The organism is Citrobacter sp. A316, assembly GCF_002042945.1.
In the GTDB taxonomy this organism is placed as follows: Bacteria; Pseudomonadota; Gammaproteobacteria; order Enterobacterales; family Enterobacteriaceae; genus Citrobacter; species Citrobacter portucalensis.
This window is the reverse complement of record NZ_MVFZ01000007.1, coordinates 66,970-86,501: the sequence shown is the minus strand read 5'-3', so window position 1 is coordinate 86,501 and position 19,532 is coordinate 66,970. Positions and strand designations below refer to the sequence as shown.

General features: G+C 53.8%; 14 protein-coding genes. 7 read left to right on the top strand and 7 right to left on the bottom strand.

Annotation, left to right across the window (positions count from 1 at the left end):
• Positions 1 to 4 precede the first annotated feature (4 nt).
• On the top strand, positions 5 to 2,452 hold the full coding sequence (gene glgP, locus BZK41_RS10555) for a glycogen phosphorylase (RefSeq protein ID WP_079938122.1): 2,448 nt from the start codon (positions 5 to 7) through the stop codon (positions 2,450 to 2,452).
• A 111-nt stretch (positions 2,453 to 2,563) separates the two neighbouring features.
• Here glgP and glpD read toward each other — a convergent pair whose 3' ends face one another.
• Positions 2,564 to 4,072 (bottom strand): glycerol-3-phosphate dehydrogenase, encoded by a 1,509-nt coding sequence (gene glpD / locus BZK41_RS10550; protein WP_003023494.1) that lies wholly within the window; start codon positions 4,070 to 4,072, stop codon positions 2,564 to 2,566.
• A 198-nt stretch (positions 4,073 to 4,270) separates the two neighbouring features.
• Between glpD and glpE the strand changes: the two genes are divergently transcribed.
• The 3 genes from glpE (at position 4,271) to BZK41_RS10535 (ending at position 6,452) form a co-directional block, all read left to right on the top strand.
• Positions 4,271 to 4,597, top strand: coding sequence for a thiosulfate sulfurtransferase GlpE (glpE, locus tag BZK41_RS10545; RefSeq protein ID WP_079938121.1), 327 nt, complete (start codon positions 4,271 to 4,273; stop codon positions 4,595 to 4,597).
• Between the two features lie 170 nt (positions 4,598 to 4,767).
• Positions 4,768 to 5,598 (top strand): rhomboid family intramembrane serine protease GlpG, encoded by an 831-nt coding sequence (gene glpG, locus BZK41_RS10540; protein ID WP_079938120.1) that lies wholly within the window; start codon positions 4,768 to 4,770, stop codon positions 5,596 to 5,598.
• Between the two features lie 95 nt (positions 5,599 to 5,693).
• Positions 5,694 to 6,452, top strand: coding sequence for a DeoR/GlpR family transcriptional regulator (locus tag BZK41_RS10535; protein ID WP_003023499.1), 759 nt, complete (start codon positions 5,694 to 5,696; stop codon positions 6,450 to 6,452).
• A 41-nt stretch (positions 6,453 to 6,493) separates the two neighbouring features.
• On the opposite strand, the gene malT is transcribed toward BZK41_RS10535, so the two are convergent.
• Entirely contained in the window at positions 6,494 to 9,199 is a 2,706-nt protein-coding gene (gene malT / locus BZK41_RS10530) for an HTH-type transcriptional regulator MalT (RefSeq protein ID WP_003827634.1), read from the bottom strand.
• A gap of 627 nt (positions 9,200 to 9,826) precedes the next feature.
• Here malT and malP point away from each other — a divergent pair.
• Both malP and malQ read left to right on the top strand, forming a co-directional pair.
• Complete coding sequence (gene malP, locus BZK41_RS10525; protein WP_079938119.1) at positions 9,827 to 12,220, top strand: maltodextrin phosphorylase; 2,394 nt, start codon at positions 9,827 to 9,829, stop codon at positions 12,218 to 12,220.
• A gap of 9 nt (positions 12,221 to 12,229) precedes the next feature.
• Positions 12,230 to 14,317, top strand: coding sequence for a 4-alpha-glucanotransferase (gene malQ / locus BZK41_RS10520; protein WP_079938118.1), 2,088 nt, complete (start codon positions 12,230 to 12,232; stop codon positions 14,315 to 14,317).
• Positions 14,318 to 14,404: 87 nt separating this feature from the next.
• Here malQ and gntT read toward each other — a convergent pair whose 3' ends face one another.
• The 3 genes from gntT to gntX all read right to left on the bottom strand — a co-directional run bounded on the left by gntT (position 14,405) and on the right by gntX (position 17,418).
• Complete coding sequence (gene gntT / locus BZK41_RS10515) at positions 14,405 to 15,721, bottom strand: gluconate transporter (RefSeq protein ID WP_079938117.1); 1,317 nt, start codon at positions 15,719 to 15,721, stop codon at positions 14,405 to 14,407.
• Between the two features lie 379 nt (positions 15,722 to 16,100).
• Positions 16,101 to 16,676 (bottom strand): Fe-S biogenesis protein NfuA, encoded by a 576-nt coding sequence (gene nfuA, locus BZK41_RS10510; protein ID WP_003023509.1) that lies wholly within the window; start codon positions 16,674 to 16,676, stop codon positions 16,101 to 16,103.
• A gap of 58 nt (positions 16,677 to 16,734) precedes the next feature.
• Positions 16,735 to 17,418, bottom strand: a complete 684-nt coding sequence (gene gntX, locus BZK41_RS10505) for a DNA utilization protein GntX (RefSeq protein WP_079938116.1) — start codon at positions 17,416 to 17,418, stop codon at positions 16,735 to 16,737.
• Between the two features lie 37 nt (positions 17,419 to 17,455).
• On the opposite strand from gntX, the gene bioH reads away from it, so the two are divergent.
• Entirely contained in the window at positions 17,456 to 18,226 is a 771-nt protein-coding gene (bioH, locus tag BZK41_RS10500) for a pimeloyl-ACP methyl ester esterase BioH (RefSeq protein ID WP_079938115.1), read from the top strand.
• 44 nt (positions 18,227 to 18,270) lie between these two features.
• Here bioH and BZK41_RS10495 read toward each other — a convergent pair whose 3' ends face one another.
• Together BZK41_RS10495 and feoC are read right to left on the bottom strand one after the other, a co-directional pair.
• Positions 18,271 to 19,191 (bottom strand): Rpn family recombination-promoting nuclease/putative transposase, encoded by a 921-nt coding sequence (locus BZK41_RS10495; RefSeq protein WP_079938114.1) that lies wholly within the window; start codon positions 19,189 to 19,191, stop codon positions 18,271 to 18,273.
• 97 nt (positions 19,192 to 19,288) lie between these two features.
• Positions 19,289 to 19,525, bottom strand: a complete 237-nt coding sequence (feoC, locus tag BZK41_RS10490) for a [Fe-S]-dependent transcriptional repressor FeoC (RefSeq protein WP_003023516.1) — start codon at positions 19,523 to 19,525, stop codon at positions 19,289 to 19,291.
• Positions 19,526 to 19,532: the final 7 nt, after the last annotated feature.

Genomic DNA, 19,532 nt, shown 5'->3' with positions numbered 1-19,532 from the left:
CTATATGAATGCTCCATTTACTTATGCATCGCCCACACTCAGCGTAGAGGCACTTAAGCATTCTATTGCCTATAAGCTGATGTTCACGATTGGTAAGGACCCGGTCATTGCCAATAAACATGAGTGGCTGAACGCCACGTTGTTCGCGGTGCGCGATCGTCTCGTGGAGCGCTGGCTGCGTTCTAACCGTGCGCAATTATCCCAGGAAACTCGCCAGGTCTATTACCTGTCTATGGAGTTTCTGATTGGCCGCACGCTTTCCAATGCACTGTTATCGTTGGGTATTTATGACGATGTCAAAAATGCGCTGGAAGGTATGGGGTTGGATCTTGAAGATCTGATCGACGAAGAAAACGACCCGGGTCTTGGCAACGGTGGTCTAGGACGTCTGGCTGCCTGCTTCCTGGACTCTCTGGCAACGCTGGGTCTGCCGGGACGCGGCTACGGTATTCGTTATGACTACGGCATGTTCAAACAGAACATTGTTGATGGCCGACAGAAAGAGTCGCCGGACTACTGGCTGGAATACGGTAACCCGTGGGAATTCAAACGCCACAATACGCGCTACAAAGTGCGCTTTGGCGGGCGTATTCAGCAGGAAGGCAAGAAAACGCGCTGGATAGAAACCGAAGAGATCCTCGCGGTCGCTTACGATCAGATTATCCCCGGTTACGACACCGACGCCACCAACACGCTGCGCCTGTGGAATGCCCAGGCCAGTAGCGAGATTAATCTCGGTAAATTTAACCAGGGCGACTATTTTGCGGCGGTGGAAGATAAAAACCACTCCGAGAACGTTTCCCGCGTACTGTACCCGGATGACTCCACCTATTCAGGACGCGAGCTGCGTTTACGCCAGGAGTATTTCCTGGTCTCCTCCACGGTGCAGGACATCCTGAGCCGCCATTACCAGCTGCACAAAACCTACGACAACCTGGCGGATAAAATCGCCATTCACCTCAACGACACCCATCCGGTGCTGTCGATCCCTGAGCTGATGCGACTGCTGATCGATGAGCATAAGTTCAGCTGGGACGATGCGTTTGAGGTCTGCTGCCAGGTCTTCTCGTATACCAATCACACCTTGATGAGCGAAGCGCTGGAGACCTGGCCTGTCGATATGCTGGGCAAAATTCTTCCGCGCCATCTGCAAATCATCTTTGAGATCAACGACTACTTCCTGAAGACGTTGCAGGAACAGTATCCGAACGATACCGCTCTGTTGGGGCGGACGTCGATTATTGATGAGTCTAACGGCCGTCGCGTGCGTATGGCGTGGCTGGCGGTGGTGGTGAGCCACAAGGTTAACGGCGTTTCCGAGCTGCACTCCAACCTGATGGTGCAGTCGCTGTTTGCTGATTTTGCGAAGATTTTCCCGACTCGCTTCTGCAACGTCACCAACGGCGTGACGCCGCGCCGTTGGCTGGCGCTGGCTAACCCGTCGCTCTCTGAAGTGCTGGATGAGAATATTGGCCGCACCTGGCGAACCGATCTCAGCCAGCTCAGCGAGCTTGAGCAGCACTGCGATTACCCGCTGGTAAATCAGGCGGTACGCCGTGCGAAGCTGGAGAATAAAAAGCGTCTGGCTACGCTCATTGCCCAGCAGTTGAACGTGGTGGTGAACCCGAAATCGCTGTTTGATGTGCAGATCAAGCGTATTCACGAATACAAACGGCAGTTGATGAACGTGCTGCATGTGATCACCCGCTACAACCGTATTAAGGCCGATCCTGACGCTGAGTGGGTGCCGCGTGTGAATATCTTCGCCGGTAAAGCGGCTTCCGCTTATTACATGGCGAAACATATCATTCACCTGATCAACGACGTCGCCAAAGTGATCAACAACGATCCGCAAATTGGCGACAAGCTGAAAGTGGTGTTTATCCCCAACTATAGCGTCAGCCTGGCGCAGGTGATTATTCCTGCTGCCGACCTGTCTGAGCAGATTTCTCTGGCCGGGACCGAAGCCTCCGGTACCAGTAATATGAAATTTGCTCTCAACGGTGCGCTGACCATCGGGACGCTGGACGGTGCCAACGTTGAGATGCTGGAGCATGTGGGCGCAGAAAATATCTTTATCTTTGGTAATACGGCGGAAGAGGTCGAGGCTTTACGCAGCCAGGGCTACAAGCCGCGTGAGTATTACGAGAAAGACGAAGAGCTGCACCAGGTGCTAACGCAGATTGGCAGCGGGGTGTTCAGCCCTGAGGAGCCGGGACGCTATCGCGACCTGGTGGATTCGCTGATCAACTTTGGCGACCATTATCAGGTTCTGGCGGATTATCGCAGCTACGTTGATTGCCAGGATAAGGTAGACGAACTTTATCGTCATCCGGAAGAGTGGACCACCAGGTCGATGATTAATATCGCCAACATGGGCTACTTCTCGTCGGACAGGACGATCAAAGAGTACGCCGAAAATATCTGGCATATCGATTCGGTGCGCTTGTAACACATTCGGTGCGCTTGTAACACACGATGCCGGGGGCGCTTCGCTTGCCCGGCCTACGTTTATGCACTCTTGTAGGCCGGATAAGGCGCTAACCGCCATCCGGCATTTTTATCAGGAGGCCAGCGACAGCTGGTGTTTCTCGATATACTCCGCCAGCCACTGGGTCATGCGCGACTGCTGCTCAGCGTTCAGCCACATACCTTCTTTCGTGCGACGCCACAACGCATCTTCCGCACGACGAACCCATTCGTGATCGACCAGATATTTCAGCTCGGCCTCATAAAACTCATGGCCAAAGTCTTCACCTAACTCGGCAAGCGAGGTGGCTTCGCCGATGACCCATTCGGTGTTGCTGCCGTAGGTGCGAGAATAATGGCGTGCCAGCGACTCGGTCAGGAACGGGTAGCGACGGCGCAGTTTGGCCGCGTAATCTTCGCGATCGCCGCCAATGTCACCGCCTGGCAGAATGCACTCTTTCGTCCACGCCGGACCAATTCCCTGATAGTACGATGCCAGTTTTTCCATCGCGTGCTCAGCCAGCTTACGATAGGTCGTCAGCTTACCGCCAAAGACCGACAGCAGCGGCGCTTTGCCGTTTTCGTCGTGGATATCCAGCGTGTAATCACGGGTGATCGCCTGCGGTGAGTCAGACTCGTCATCGCACAGCGGACGCACGCCCGAGTAAGTCCAGACGATATCATCACGGCCCAGCTGCTTCTTAAAGTGCGCGTTGTAAACCTTCAGCAGGTAATTGATCTCGCTTTCATCAATTTTCACCGCTTTCGGATCGCCTTTGTATTCAACGTCTGTCGTCCCGATGATCGAGAATTCGTCCATCCATGGGATAACAAACACAATGCGTTTATCTTCGTTTTGCAGAATATAAGCTTGCTTCTGGGTATGTACGCGCGGCACTACGATGTGGCTGCCTTTGATCAGGCGAATACCGTACGGCGATGGCAGGTGCATACCGTCGTCGAAGAACTCTTTCACCCACGGACCGGTGGCGTTGACCAGGCCACGCGCCTGCCAGGTGTGTTTTTTGCCGGTATCGATATCTTCAGCTTCAACAATCCACAAACCGTTTTCACGGCGAGCAGAGGTGGCGCGAGTGCGGGTTAATACTTCTCCGCCTTTGCGTACGACCATTTGGGCGTTTGCCAAAACCAGCCGTGCATCGTCTACCCAGCAGTCAGAATATTCGAAACCGCGCACAATCTCAGGTTTCATTACGGAATCTGCGCCAAAACGCAAACCTGTAGAACTTGGCAAACTGGTGCGTTTGCCCAGATGATCGTACATAAACAAACCAATGCGGATCATCCACGCCGGACGCAGGTGCGGGCGGTGGGGCAGACGAAAGCGCATCGGGAAGGCGATATGCGGTGCCATTTTCAACAGCACTTCACGTTCGGCCAGCGCTTCGCTTACCAGACGAAATTCGTAGTGTTCCAGGTAGCGCAGGCCACCGTGGATGAGTTTGGAGCTAGCGGAAGAGGTGGCACAGGCTAAATCCTGCGCTTCCAGCATCAGCACGGATAAACCGCGTCCAGCGGCATCTGCCGCGATACCGGCACCGTTGATGCCTCCACCTATCACAATCAGATCTTTGGTTTCCATGCTGGCCTCTCGCACTTTCGTTATAGCTCATTAATGTTCGTTATCGAGCATAATAGCAAAGAATCGCGCCATTGGTAACATCGGATAAACAATTTACAGTGATACATATAACATTATGGCGTTTAACTGCCGTCGGGACGTACACTAAGCAGTAACATGTCCGAAAAGCGTCACCTGCCATATAAAGAAGAGAGAGCAATGGATCAGTTTGAATGTATTAATGTCGAAGAAGCGCATCAGAAGCTGCATCAGGGGAGCGCGGTATTAGTGGATATCCGTGATCCGCAAAGCTATGCCATGGGTCATGCCCCGCAGGCGTTTCATCTGACGAACGACACGCTGGGGACATTTATGCGCGAGCATGATTTCGACACCGCCGTATTGGTGATGTGTTATCACGGCAACAGCAGTAAAGGCGCGGCGCAATATCTTCTTCAGCAGGGCTATGACGCGGTTTACAGCGTTGATGGCGGCTTCGACGCCTGGCATCGACATTTTCCGGCAGAAGTGACATACGGTTCGTAAGGCTATACCCAAATTAATTCGAGTTGCATCGCGACGGCGACGCAGCGAATCTCCGGGAGCGTACGAATAGTACGTGACCGAAGTGAGCGAGGAAAGCCAACAAAGATGCAGCTCGAAGTAAGAAGGGTATATATACTGTCCTCTTTTGTGTGGAATAAGCGACAGCAACCATGTTGATGATTACCTCTTTTGCTAACCCCCGCGTGGCGCAGGCATTTGTTGATTATATGGCGACACAGGGCGTTATCCTGACGATTCAACAACATCAGCAAACGGATGTCTGGCTGGCGGATGAGTCCCAGGCCGAGCGCGTGCATGCTGAACTGGCGCGATTTCTGGAGAATCCGGGCGATCCGCGCTACCTCGCGGCAAGCTGGCAGTCGGGCCAGACCGACAGCGGTCTGCGCTACCAGCGTTATCCATTCCTGGCCACATTGCGCGAACGCGCAGGCCCGGTAACCTGGCTGGTGATGGCCGCGTGTGTGCTGGTGTTTATCGCGATGAACGTGCTGGGCGACCAGGCGGTGATGCTCTGGCTGGCATGGCCGTTTGACCCTTCGCTGAAATTTGAATTCTGGCGTTATTTCACCCACGCTTTTATGCACTTCTCGCTGATGCATATTCTGTTCAACCTGCTGTGGTGGTGGTATCTCGGCGGTGCGGTTGAAAAGCGTCTGGGCAGTGGAAAGCTGATTGTTATTACCGTGATCAGCGCCCTGTTGAGCGGCTATGTTCAGCAGAAATTTAGCGGTCCGTGGTTTGGTGGCCTGTCTGGCGTGGTTTATGCGCTGATGGGCTACGTGTGGTTGCGCGGTGAGCGCGATCCGCAAAGCGGTATTTTCCTGCAGCGTGGTTTGATTATCTTTGCTTTGATCTGGATTGTTGCCGGCTGGTTTGATCTATTCGGCATGTCGATGGCGAATGGCGCTCATATCGCCGGGTTGGCCGTGGGTCTGGCAATGGCGTTTGCCGATACTATAAATGTACGGAAACGAACTTGATTCAAGTTTTGTGGTGCCGGAAGGCGATGTGCGTTTGGACCAATTTGTAGGTCGGATAAGCGACAGCGCATCCGGCAAAATTTCAGGGAACAACAATGAAGCAAACACAACGACATGACGCGATCATCGAGCTGGTAAAAAAACAGGGATACGTCAGTACTGAAGAGCTGGTGGAGCATTTCTCCGTTAGCCCGCAGACGATTCGCCGCGATCTTAACGATCTGGCCGATCAGAACATGATTTTGCGCCATCACGGCGGCGCGGCGCTGCCATCCAGCTCGGTCAACACCCCGTGGCATGACCGTAAAGCGACGCAGACGGCGGAAAAAGAGCGCATTGCCCGCAAAGTTGCCACGCAGATCCCGAACGGCTCAACGCTGTTTATTGATATTGGAACCACGCCGGAAGCGGTGGCCCACGCGCTGCTTAATCACAGCAATTTACGCATTGTGACCAACAACCTCAATGTGGCGAATACGCTAATGGCGAAAGAGGATTTCCGCATAATCCTCGCCGGTGGTGAACTACGTAGCCGCGACGGCGGTATTATGGGTGAAGCGACCCTCGACTTTATTTCTCAGTTCCGTCTGGACTTCGGCATCTTAGGGATCAGCGGCATCGACAGCGATGGTTCTCTGCTGGAGTTTGATTATCACGAAGTTCGCACCAAACGCGCGATCATTGAGAATTCACGGCATGTGATGCTGGTGGTGGACCACTCGAAGTTTGGGCGTAACGCGATGGTGAATATGGGCAGCATCAGCATGGTGGATGCGGTGTATACCGACACGCTGCCGCCTGCTGGCGTGATGCAGGTGATTGCTGACCATCATATCCAGTTAGAGCTGTGCTAAGGTAATTCCAGGCCTGATAAGCGTTGCGTATCAGGCATTAACTAAACGCCGTACCCCATCATCTTCAGCAGCTTCTGCGCATGTTGCACCGCATCCTGGCGATGTGCGACGCCAAGTTTTTGGTACAAATTGCGGATGTGCGTCTTGATGGTCGTGGCCGCGACGGCCAGCTCTCCGGCGATCTGCTCGTTGCTGTAACCCGAATAAATCAGTCCCAGAACCTGCCATTCGCGCTGGGTCAGCGGGCTGGTGCGGATAAGCTCCGGCACTTCCGGGTGAGTAAGCAGACGCTCAACGAACCCTTCATCGAAGTGGGCGAATTTATGGCGGTGGTGCTGGTTAATCTCACGCAAAATGCGCTGGGCGCGGTGCTGATCGAGCTCCGGTAAGGTATTAAGCTGAATCAGCTGACGCAGTTGTTGCGCCATGGCTTCGCCTTCGATAACAAAGTGGCTGATAAACCCGGTGCGGTTCGCCAGCTGTAGGGCGTCGAGTAACACACGCTGGGCGTCATTTTTGCGCCCTGCCTGCCAGTAGAGCTGATTAAGCAGCAGCAGGTTACGGTTCAGATCGCTCATCAGGCGCAGATTGCGCGCATTTTCATTCAACTCTTCCAGTACAATTTCAGCCGGTTCAAACTCGCCGAGCAGGATTTGTGCGCGAGCGATGTTGCGCCACTGGCTTTGCAGGAAGTGGTTATTGGCGAATTCCGGTTTCGGCGTGTGGCGCAGCCAGTTGGCGGCCGAGTTTTTGTCACCCACCATTTGCCAGTAAATCACCCGCACCTTATCGGCATTTGAGATCCAGTCGCTGTGATAGTGACCGTTGCCCAACAGGTTTTCCAGACGGTTGAGCAGGCTGCGAGCGTTATCGAGATCGCCCCGTGCCAGTGAACACTGAACCAGCAGCGCCAGACACTGTAGCTGTTGCTGCGGCTGGAAAGTGGAAAGCAGTTCAATACCGCTACGGGCAGAAGCTTCTGATTCATCCAGACGTGCCCATGCCCACAGTAGCTGCGCGCGAATACGTACCAGGAATTCGTGCATCGGCAGCTGTTCCAGGTGCTGCTCTTTGATCAGCTGGAACGCTTTTTCCTGAGTTTCCCAGGCGGCCTGTAAAAAGCCCTGGGCAAACAAAATTTCGCTTTGCTGGATAAGACTCCACAGCGCGTAATGCCAGACGTCATGATGACGCGCCATTTGCTCGGTTTGCTGCATCAACGCCAGAGAGCGCGTGAGATCGCCCTTACAGTGCAGGACTTCGCCGTGCACCGAGGTAGCGACGATACGGCTATAGAACCAGGCGATGGGTAACTCATCCAACGCCAGTTTCGCCAGGCGTTCGGCTTCGTCAGGATTTCCATCATTAATCGCTACCTGTGCGCGTAGAGCGTTAAATTCAGCGTGCAGCGTCGGTTCCATGTCGCCTTTCATTTCCTGCTCTGCGCGCGCCAGCAGGGTGTTAACCTCTCCGTAGCGGTGCTGGCTTTGCATCAGCCAGGCTTGTAAAAGAACCAAACGCGGATTTTCCAGCAGGCTTTCCCACGGCAGGGCTTTCAGCGACTCTTCCAGTAACGTCAGTTCGCTATGGTTAAACAGTCCCCACGCATGATTAAGCAGGATATCGCGCAACATATGGGCGTCGCCGGCCGCCAGCGCGTGGTGGATAGCTTCGCTGGGGAAGCCTTGCGCCATCCAGCTTTCGGCGGCGGCGCGGTGTATTTCGGGCAGTTCGTTCGCCAGCTCCCATTGGCAGCGCTGGCGTAAAAAGCTGCCAAACAGCGGGTGATAGCTGAACCACTCGCCAACGTCGTCCATCCGTTGCAGGAATAACCCCTGGCGCTCAATTTCTTCCAGCCGCATCTGGCCGTTTTCTTCCCCGGTAACGCGGACGATCAGCGCATCGTTCATGGAACGCAGAATGGCGCTTTTCAGCAGGAAGTGACGGGTGCCGAGGTCAACGCTGTCCAGCACTTCATCAACCAGATAATCGGACAAATGGCTGGCGTTGATCCCCGCAAGGCGTCGTGCCGACTGGTGCGCGGAATGATTGTTCTGACGGGCGGAAAGGGCGATCAGTTGTAACGCAGTGGCCCAGCCAGCAACGTCATCGCACATCCGGCTGCTTTCTGCCGCTTCGATAGGGGAGGACAAACGTCGATCGAAAAATTGTTTGGCTTCCTGATGGTTAAAGGCTAACTGTTGGCTGCCTATCTCCAGCAGTTGATCGCGTACCCGCAGGTTGGCAATACCCAACTGCGGCAGGTTGCGCGACAGCACGACCAACGTGAGGTTCTCAGGCTGATGACGCAGGAAGAAACGCATCGCTTCGTGAATGGCCGGATTAGAGATCAGATGATAATCATCCACCACCAGGTAGAGCGGGCGGTGCCACTCGGCCAGTTCGATAAATAGCTGGGCAAACAGTGATGTCAGGCTGGCGTACTGACGTTTTTGCACCATTGCTTCGCTGGTGGTGCAGTGTCCACCTGTTGCCTGTTGGATAGCGGCGATCAGATAGCTGGCAAAGCGCTCTTGCTGATTATCGCCCTCATCCAGAGAGTACCAGCCTAAATCATTTTTCCCTGCCGCCCATTGTGAAACCAGCGTCGTTTTTCCATAACCAGCAGGACTTGTTATCAGGGCAAGCCTGAAATTGTTCGCGCCGGAAAGTTTAGCCAACAGGCGCTCACGAACCACCGTATGGTCGAGTCGAACCGGACGACTTAATTTAGACGGAATCAACATAAGTTAGTCACTTCACTGTGTGAAAATGGGGAAGAATGATTTTTTTTGCGCTTCGTAATTAATAGATATAAGGTCGGCCAGATTGGTGTTTTATGCAAGCTAAGCGGACTTTTTGTGTGTCTGATTTTGCACTATGTCACAAATCTATACATCTATTGCAATAAATGCTTTAAAGAGTCGCAACAGGCGTGGCGACTGGATCCGTCGTTATTTTAACTGTGTCGAAAAAATCTCTTTTTTAGAGGGTTACTCGAACAGCTAATTAAAATCACCGAATTTTGTGGCCGACTTAAAAGTTCTATATGAATCATCTTATCCGGCACAGATATTTCAGGTTAGAAACTATTTCTCTGTTTACATATTGTTTCCCATCGTCACTCCACTATTTGATATTGTCGATGTATCCCTTGTTATTAATGCGCCGTCTGTTGGGCGCTACAGGGGCGTTATGTGGGGATTGCGCGAATTTACGGGTGATTACGCTCCCTTTAAGTGGCAGCGATCACACTTTTATGCTCATCCCCGCTCCTCCTCCCTCCCTAATCCGTGCCAGGATGAGGAATGTCAACAACGAGCCAGGCAAACTAGCGATAACGTTGTTTTATTACCTAAGGATCTGGAACCCCTATGTCACAGCCTACTTTCAACAAAGATCAATTTCAGGCTGCCCTGACGCGTCAGTGGCAGCGCTTCGGTTTACTGTCGGCTCAAGAAATGACGTCGCGCCAGTGGTGGCAGGCAGTGAGTGGGGCGTTGGCTGAGTTACTCAGCGCCCAGCCTGCGGCGAAACCGGCAAAAAATCAGCGTCATGTTAACTACATCTCGATGGAGTTTTTGATTGGTCGTTTGACCGGCAACAACTTACTCAACCTTGGCTGGTATCAGGCGGTGAGTGATGAGCTGAAAACGCATGATGTCAACCTGACTGACCTGCTGGAAGAAGAGATCGATCCGGCGTTGGGTAACGGTGGACTGGGACGCCTGGCGGCCTGCTTCCTTGACTCGATGGCGACAGTCGGCCAGTCGGCGACGGGCTACGGCCTCAACTACCAGTACGGCCTGTTCCGTCAGTCGTTTGCCGATGGGCAACAGATGGAAGCCCCGGATGACTGGCATCGCGGCAGCTACCCGTGGTTCCGTCACAACGAGGCGCTGGATGTGCAGGTCGGTATTGGCGGCAAGGTCACAAAAGAAGGGCACTGGGAGCCAGGGTTTATCATCACCGGCCAGGCCTGGGATCTGCCGGTTCTCGGCTACCGTAACGGCGTAGCGCAACCGCTGCGTCTGTGGCAGGCCAGCCATGCGCACCCGTTTAACCTGACCAAATTTAATGACGGCGATTTCCTGCGCGCAGAGCAGCAGGGCATCGACGCCGAAAAACTGACGAAAGTGCTGTACCCAAACGATAATCACACCGCGGGTAAAAAGTTGCGCCTGATGCAGCAGTACTTCCAGTGCGCCTGCTCCGTAGCCGACATTCTGCGTCGTCATCATCTGGTAGGGCGTAAGCTGCACGAACTGGCTGATTACGAAGTCATTCAACTTAACGATACTCACCCGACTATCGCCATCCCTGAACTGCTGCGCGTGCTGATTGATGAGCACCAGATGAGCTGGGATGATGCGTGGGCGATTACCAGCAAGACCTTCGCTTACACCAACCACACCCTGATGCCGGAAGCGTTAGAGTGCTGGGATGAGAAACTGGTGAAAGCACTGCTGCCGCGTCATATGCAAATTATCAAAGAGATTAACGACCGCTTTAAGACGTTGGTCGATAAAACCTGGCCGGGTGACGCTGAAGTCTGGGCGAAACTGGCAGTGGTGCACAACAAACAGGTGCGTATGGCTAACCTGTGTGTGGTCAGCGGTTTTGCGGTTAACGGCGTGGCGGCGCTGCACTCCGATCTGGTGGTAAAAGATCTGTTCCCGGAATATCACCAGCTCTGGCCGAACAAATTCCATAACGTCACCAACGGGATTACTCCGCGCCGCTGGATTAAGCAGTGCAACCCGGCGCTTGCCGCGCTGCTGGATAAATCGCTGAAAAAAGAGTGGGCTAACGATCTCGACCAGTTGATCAACCTGGAGAAATACGCCGACGACGCGAAGTTCCGCCAGCAGTATCGTGACATCAAACTGGCGAACAAAGAGCGCCTGGTGAAGTTTATTAAAGCGCGTACCGGTATTGAAATAACGACTAACGCTATCTTTGATATTCAGATTAAACGTCTGCATGAGTACAAGCGCCAGCACCTGAACCTGCTGCATATTCTGGCGTTGTACAAAGAAATCCGTGAGAACCCGCAGGCCGATCGCGTGCCGCGCGTATTCCTGTTTGGTGCAAAAGCCGCACCGGGTTACTACCTGGCGAAAAATATCATCTTCGCCATCAACAAGGTTGCGCAAACCATCAATAACGACCCGAAAGTTGGCGACAAGCTGAAGGTCGTCTTCCTGCCGGATTATTGTGTCTCGGCGGCGGAAATGCTGATCCCGGCGGCGGATATTTCTGAGCAAATTTCAACCGCAGGGAAAGAGGCTTCCGGCACCGGTAACATGAAGCTGGCGCTGAACGGCGCGTTAACCGTTGGTACGCTGGATGGCGCAAACGTCGAAATCGCTGAGAAGGTGGGTGACGAGAATATCTTCATCTTTGGTCATACCGTGGAAGAGGTGAAGGCGCTCAAAGCCAAAGGCTACGATCCGGTGAAATGGCGTAAAAAAGACAAAGTGCTGGATGCTGTCCTGAAAGAGCTGGAAAGCGGGAAATACAGCGACGGCGACAAGCATGCCTTTGACCAGATGCTGCACAGTATCGGCAAGCAGGGCGGCGATCCGTATCTGGTGATGGCGGACTTCGCGGCCTACGTTGAAGCTCAGAAGCAGGTTGACGTGTTGTATCGTGACCAGGACGCCTGGACCCGGGCGGCGATTCTGAATACCGCGCGTTGCGGCATGTTCAGCTCGGATCGCTCCATCCGCGATTATCAGGCTCGTATCTGGCAGGCGAAACGTTAAGGAATCGCGATGGAAAGCAAACGTCTGGATAATGCCGCGCTGGCGGCGGGGATCAGCCCCAATTACATTAATGCCCACGGTAAACCGCAGTCTATTGGTGCCGAAACCAAACGGCGTTTGCTTGACGCCATGCATCGCACCACCGCTGCCACTCAGGTGGCGGTAACCCCGGTGCCGAACGTCATGGTCTATACCGCTGGCAAGAAAATGCCGCTGGCGGTTGAGGGAAGCGGAGAGTTTAACTGGCTGCTGACCACCGAAGAGGGCGTGCAGCACAAAGGGCATGCCGTCGGCGGTAAATCTTTTAACCTTCCGGCGAAGCTGCCGGAGGGGTATCACACGTTGACCCTGACCCAGGGCGAGCTGCGTACCCATTGTCGTATCATCGTGGCACCAAAGCGCTGCTACGAACCGCAGGCGTTGTTAGCCGGGCAGAAGCTGTGGGGGGCATGTGTTCAGCTCTACACCCTGCGATCGGAAAAGAACTGGGGGATCGGCGATTTTGGCGATCTCCGCACCATGCTGGTGGATGTGGCGCAACGCGGCGGCGCGTTTATCGGGCTTAATCCGATTCACGCGCTGTATCCGGCGAATCCGGAGAGCGCCAGCCCGTACAGCCCGTCGTCACGTCGCTGGCTGAACATTATTTATATTGATGTGAACGCAGTTGATGATTTCCGTCTGAGTAAAGAGGCGCAGGCGTGGTGGCAGAAACCTGCGACTCAGCAAGCTCTGCAACGCGCGCGCGATGCCGAGTGGGTTGATTATTCTGCTGTTACCGCACTGAAGATGACGGCGCTACGTATGGCGTGGAAAAGCTTCTCTGCGCGTGATGATGAGCAGATGGCGGCATTTCGCCAGTTTGTGGCTCAGGAAGGGGATAGCCTCTACTGGCAGGCAGCCTTTGATGCACTGCATGCGCATCAGGTGAAAGAGGACGCATTGCGCTGGGGCTGGCCGGTGTGGCCAGAAGCTTTCCAGTCAGTGGACTCGCCAGAGGTAAAACGCTTCTGCGAAGAACATCGTGATGACGTAGATTTCTACCTGTGGTTGCAATGGCTGGCGTATACCCAGTTTGCTGACTGCTGGAAAACCAGCCAGGGGTTTGCAATGCCAATTGGACTGTATCGCGACCTGGCCGTTGGCGTGGCCGAAGGCGGGGCGGAAACCTGGTGTGACCGCGAGTTGTATTGCCTGAAAGCTTCGGTTGGCGCGCCACCGGATATTCTCGGTCCGCTTGGGCAAAACTGGGGACTGCCGCCGATGGATCCGCACATCATCACGGCACGTGCTTACGAACCGTTTATCGAACTGCTGCGCGCCAATATGCAAAACTGCGGCGCGCTGCGTATTGACCATGTTATGTCGATGCTGCGTTTGTGGTGGATCCCTTACGGAGAAACTGCCGATCACGGTGCCTACGTGCATTATCCGGTTGACGATCTGCTGTCAATTCTGGCGCTGGAAAGTAAACGTCACCACTGCATGGTGATTGGTGAAGATCTGGGTACTGTGCCGGTGGAGATCGTCAGCAAGTTGCGTGACAGCGGCGTCTACTCCTACAAAGTGCTTTATTTTGAGAATGACCATGAGAAAAATTTCCGTGCGCCGAAAGCGTACCCGGAACAATCAATGGCAGTCGCGGCGACGCATGACCTTCCTACGCTTAAAGGTTATTGGGATAGCGGCGATCTGACGCTGGGTAAAGCACTGGGCCTGTACCCGGATGAAGTCGTGCTGCGTGGGTTGTATCAGGACCGAGAACTGGCGAAACAGGGGCTGCTGGATGCGCTGCACAAATACGGCTGCCTGCCAAAACGTGCCGGTCACAAGGCGTCCCTGATGTCGATGACGCCGATTCTGAATCGCGGCATGCAACGCTACATTGCTGACAGCAACAGTGCGCTGCTGGGCCTGCAGCCGGAAGACTGGCTGGACATGGCTGAGCCGGTCAACATTCCGGGGACCAGCGACGAGTACAAAAACTGGCGGCGAAAACTCACCGCCACGCTGGAGCAGATGTTTGCCGATGAAGGCGTGAATAAGCTGATTAAGGATTTGGATAAGCGCCGAAAAGCGGCCGCGAAGAAGAAGTAAAAAAGCCGGGGATTTCCCCGGCTTTTTTATGGTGATGGCTCGTAGCACGTAGGCCTGATAAGCATAGCACCATCAGGCACTGTTTTATCAGACGACCATACCCAGCAGCAGACACCCTACCAGACCGCAGACGGAGATAATGGTTTCCAACATTGACCATGACTTGATGGTTTCACCGATGGTCAGGTTGAAGTACTCCTTGAACAGCCAGAATCCAGGGTCGTTCACGTGGGAGAAGATGACGGAACCGGAACCAACCGCAATAACCATCAGCTCAGGGCTTACGCCGGTCGTTGCAATCAGCGGTGCCGCAATCCCACCAGCGGTGATCGCTGCAACGGTCGCGGAACCCAGTGCGATACGCAGTACCGCAGCGATAGACCATGCCATCAACAGTGGAGACACGTTAGAGCCGTGCATCATTGAAGCGATGTATTTGTCCACGCCGCTATCAACCAGGACCTGTTTGAAGGCTCCGCCACCGCCGATGATCAACAGCATCATCGCGATGATTTTGATAGAGGACACCAGCGTGTCGTTAATCTGATCCATTGAACGCCCACGGTTCAGACCAAAAGTGAACATCGCAATCAGCACTGCAATCAGTGTTGCCATGACCGGGTCGCCGAGGAATTCAGCAACCGTCAGGAAAGCATGACCTTTCGGCAGAATCATCTCCGCCACGGCGCGCATTGCCATCAGGATAACCGGGACCAGAGAGGTCCAGACGCTGACGCCAAAGCCTGGCATCTCTTCTTCAGTGAAGGTTTTTGCGCTGTACAGACCTTCCGGGATTGGCTTATCAATGCCTTTCAGGAAACGCGCGTATACCGGACCGGCGAGAATAACGGTCGGGATTGCCAGAATCGTACCAAACAGCAGGGTTTTACCCATATCTGCGTGGAAAATGGTGGCAATCGCGGTTGGACCCGGGTGCGGCGGCAGGAAGCCGTGAGTAACGGACAGCGCAGCAGCCATTGGCACACCAACGTACAGCAGTGGGATGTTAGCAGCTGCGGCAATGGTGAATACCAGCGGCAGCATCAGCACGAAGCCGACTTCGTAGAACAGGGCAAAACCGACGGTGAAGCCGGTTAATACCACCGCCCACTGAATGTGTTTTTTGCCGAATTTAGCAATCAGCGTGGTTGCGATGCGCTGTGCGCCGCCACAGTCCGCCAGCATTTTGCCCAGCATGGCGCCAAAACCCATAATCAGGGCGAGGCTGCCAAGGGTTCCGCCGACGCCGGCTTTAATCGAACCGATGACTTTATCCAGTGGCATCCCTTGCATCAATCCGACAGCAAGCGCCACCAGGACGAGAGCGATGAAGCCGTTCATTTTGAAACGGATCATCAGGAGGAGTAACAAGATTACACCGATAGCAACGATGACTAATGGCATGATTTACCTGGCCTTTACTTTGTTATGGGTAACGTCAGTGTTTAGATGACAAATTCCGATTGTCCCGACCGGGAACAGAGTATTCTCAGCACCAATGCTGGTTGCCTGCAAAACTAATCAGTTTAGTTGGCTATTATGTGTGTGTTAGGTGCTGATGCGAATGATACGGGTAACATGCAGCGCTTGAAAATCACCTGGGTAGGCAAAATTTAAATTATGAGAGGCCGGTCAAATTATGCGGGGAATTGTTGCGGGATAAATGCGAAGAAATGCAGGCCCGTAGGTCGGATACAGCGTTTATGCTGCAATTCAGCCGCAATGCCCGATAGCGACGCGGGTGCGTCATATCGGGCCTACGGATACTCTACAGGTGCGGGCGTTAGTAGTAAGAGTGCTCGCCGCGCTGGTGTTCGGTTAAATCGCGAACGCCTTTCAGTTCAGGGAATTCAGCCAGCAGCTGCTTCTCGATCCCTTCTTTCAGCGTTACATCTACCATTGAACAGCCGTTACAGCCGCCGCCAAACTGCAGAATGGCGTAGCCCTCATCGGTGATCTCCATCAGGGAGACACGACCACCGTGGCCTGCCAGCTGTGGGTTAATCTGCGATTGCAGCATGTACTCCACGCGTTCCATCAGCGGCGCATCATCGGCAACTTTACGCATTTTGGCGTTTGGTGCTTTCAGGGTCAGCTGGGAGCCTAACTGGTCGGTAACGAAATCGATTTCTGCATCTTCCAGATATGGTGCGCTCAGTTCATCAACATATGCGGTCAGCAGGTCAAATTTAATGGCGGTGTCGGTTGCTTCCACGGCGTCCGGCGGACAATAAGAAACGCCGCATTCAGCGTTAGGCGTGCCGGGATTAATCACAAATACGCGGATTTGTGTCCCTTCTTCCTGATTTGCCAGCAGTTTGGCAAAGTGCGCTTGTGCAGCATCGGAAATATGGATCATAGTAATGGCCTAATAGTTGACTATTTTACTTGGTTATAATACGCCCATCATCGAGGCTCTACAAGGTTCGACACAGGCACCATACCTGGACAGTCGCCGCGCCGTTGCGTAAAAGCAGCTGCGCGATTTCCGCGACGGTACTTCCGGTAGTGACGACATCATCCACAATAACCATATGGAGTCCCTGCACTGGCAATTCAAGGCGAAAGGCATTTTTCAGGTTACGTTTACGTAATCGGGCACTGAGATGGTGCTGTGTGGCGGTTGCCCGAATTCGTGAGATGGTCCGGCTGTCCCAGTCGCAACCCAGCCAGCGCGCCAGCGGACGGCACAATAAATCGCTCTGATTAAACCCTCTGCGCCAGTGTCGGCGTTGCCATAGCGAGACGCTGACCAGCCTGTCCGGTAGAGGAAGACCGCAGACACGCCGAGCTTGTAATACCTCCAGCAACAGCAAACGCGAAAGAGCTGAGGCTGTTTCGCTGCGTCGCGAAAACTTGAGCTGGTGGATAAGCCCGCTCAACGGTGGAGCATAGTCGCTGACGGTGACCAGTCGTTGCCACGGCGGTGGTTTTTGCAGGCAGCGCCCACAGGGAATGACGGTATGAGCGGCAGGGAGTCCACATTGAGGGCACAGGCTGACGTGTTGACGCGTTGCCCGCGTACAGACAGAGCAGATCCCCCAATGCCCTAACGTCAGGGGCATTCGGCATAGCCAGCACAATCCCGGTACTGTTAGCATAGATGCATCCTTTCAGGCTAAAAGAGAACAATAACTGATGAATGACATCTGGTGGCAGACCCAGGGTTCGGGAAATTGCCATCTTGTGCTGCTGCACGGATGGGGACTGAATGCGCAAGTGTGGCATTGCATAAGCGAGGAACTGAGCTCGCATTTTACGCTGCATCTTGTCGACTTACCGGGATTTGGTCGTAGCCAGGGTTTCGGTGCAATGTCGCTGGAAGAGATGGCTGAGCGGGTATTGAAACAGGCCCCGGAGAAAGCTATCTGGCTCGGCTGGAGTCTTGGTGGGCTGGTCGCGAGCCAGGTCGCGTTAACGCATCCTGAGCGCGTTCAGGCGCTGGTGACCGTCGCGTCTTCCCCTTGCTTTAGCGCGCGGGATGAGTGGCCGGGTATCAAGCCAGAAGTGCTGGCAGGCTTCCAGCAGCAGCTGAGCGAAGATTTCCAGCGTACGGTGGAGCGTTTTCTGGCGTTGCAAACGATGGGCACAGAAACTGCGCGTCAGGATGCGCGAGCGTTAAAGAAAACGGTGCTGGCTTTATCCATGCCGGACGTCGAGGTGCTCAATGGCGGGCTGGAGATTCTGAAAACGGTCGATCTGCGAGAACCGCTGTGCGCGGTGGAAATGCCTTTCCTGCGGTTGTACGGCTATCTTGACGGGCTGGTTCCGCGCAAAGTCGTCCCGATGCTGGATGCACTGTGGCCGCAGAGCGAGTCTTTGGTGTTTGCCAAATCGGCGCATGCGCCGTTTATTTCGCATCCAGCCGAGTTTTGCGCAGCGCTGCTGGCGTTAAAACAGCGGCTATAAATCCGTTGCGTTGCCCGGTGGTGCCATGCTCGCCGGGCCTGAGATTAATGGCTACGCGTAGCCAGATCCCCAGCGGTCAGGCCAGTAATTCTGAAGATGGTCAGTGGGTCTATACCATCAGCTTGCATGGTTGATGCAATACGTAAGGCTTCCTCTCGTTTACCCTGTTGCAGACCCGTTTGTAACCCCTCTTGTAACCCCTCTTTTAGCCCTTTCCTATGGCCTTCCTGAAGACCATTTAAATGCCCTTCCTGTCGTAATCTTTCGGCGATAGTCATCAACTTTTCCTTATGTTGGGGTAAACGTTCGGCGACTTCATGAAGAAACTCGCCAAAATGTGTGGTGTCACCGGCCTGAATTAAATAATTAAACAAGGCTTTCAACTGGTTGTCATTAGCGTGTCCTTTAACAAGCAGGATGGCCAGTTTTTCTACCAGTCCCATCAAATCGCGTTTACGAATATGCTTTTGGATGAGCTCCAAAAGCGCCATCCGGCGATGCTGCATAATCTCGTCATCAGGCATAACGGTGATATCGATCAGTGGAAACGGGGTGCTATAAAATTGTCTGGCGGACTCCGGGTCATCAAACTCGTCCAGCCAACAAAGTGAGTAGGGGTATGGGCTTGCTGTGCCATGATAAAAAAGCATGGGTATAACCAGCGGGAGTTTTTTGTGGCCCGCAGCTAAATGACGGTGCATTACCGCAATGGCATAACGCATAAGCCGAAATGCCATATGGCTATCAGCGGTGCTCTGATGCTCAATGATGGTGTAAATATAGCCATCGCCTTCGCATGTTTTTAACGACCACAGCACATCAGAGTAGTATGCGCGCAAATCGTCCTCAATAAAGCTGCCTGATTCCAGTTGCAGCGTTTTAAAATCGCATAGTTTTTGCAAAGAGGCTGGAAGATAGATCTTTTTTGCTGAAACAGAGATCCTTATGTGGAATCCATTACGCAAAAAAGCCGGATATCAGCGTAAACGCGTTATCCGGCTCGGGGGCTGTGGCTTTGTGTAGGCAGGATAAGCGTAGCGCCATCCGGCAAAGAGCATCTGATTAGCGTAAAGCCCACCACTCGCGCAGGCAGGCTTTACCTTCCGGGCAACTTTTGCAGCTTCCGGATAGACACCCGTCGGCATCTTCCTGAATCCGCACCGCTTTGCCCATCTTTTCTAACTGATTCAGCATGGCGTCAATCATGGGCTGCGGGGTATGCAGCGTGTGGCTAATTTGTGTCGCCTCCATGCGCCCCCGCAAAGCCAATAAATCACGAACCTGAATAAGTGATGCCATTGTCGAT

Bases quoted from the DNA above. Each gene is read 5' to 3' on its own strand.
- glgP (WP_079938122.1), top strand. From the start codon at position 5: ATGAATGCTCCATTTACTTATGCATCGCCCACACTCAGCGTAGAGGCA.
- glpD (WP_003023494.1), bottom strand. From the start codon at position 4,072: ATGGAAACCAAAGATCTGATTGTGATAGGTGGAGGCATCAACGGTGCC.
- glpE (WP_079938121.1), top strand. From the start codon at position 4,271: ATGGATCAGTTTGAATGTATTAATGTCGAAGAAGCGCATCAGAAGCTG.
- glpG (WP_079938120.1), top strand. From the start codon at position 4,768: ATGTTGATGATTACCTCTTTTGCTAACCCCCGCGTGGCGCAGGCATTT.
- BZK41_RS10535 (WP_003023499.1), top strand. From the start codon at position 5,694: ATGAAGCAAACACAACGACATGACGCGATCATCGAGCTGGTAAAAAAA.
- malT (WP_003827634.1), bottom strand. From the start codon at position 9,199: ATGTTGATTCCGTCTAAATTAAGTCGTCCGGTTCGACTCGACCATACG.
- malP (WP_079938119.1), top strand. From the start codon at position 9,827: ATGTCACAGCCTACTTTCAACAAAGATCAATTTCAGGCTGCCCTGACG.
- malQ (WP_079938118.1), top strand. From the start codon at position 12,230: ATGGAAAGCAAACGTCTGGATAATGCCGCGCTGGCGGCGGGGATCAGC.
- gntT (WP_079938117.1), bottom strand. From the start codon at position 15,721: ATGCCATTAGTCATCGTTGCTATCGGTGTAATCTTGTTACTCCTCCTG.
- nfuA (WP_003023509.1), bottom strand. From the start codon at position 16,676: ATGATCCATATTTCCGATGCTGCACAAGCGCACTTTGCCAAACTGCTG.
- gntX (WP_079938116.1), bottom strand. From the start codon at position 17,418: ATGCTAACAGTACCGGGATTGTGCTGGCTATGCCGAATGCCCCTGACG.
- bioH (WP_079938115.1), top strand. From the start codon at position 17,456: ATGAATGACATCTGGTGGCAGACCCAGGGTTCGGGAAATTGCCATCTT.
- feoC (WP_003023516.1), bottom strand. From the start codon at position 19,525: ATGGCATCACTTATTCAGGTTCGTGATTTATTGGCTTTGCGGGGGCGC.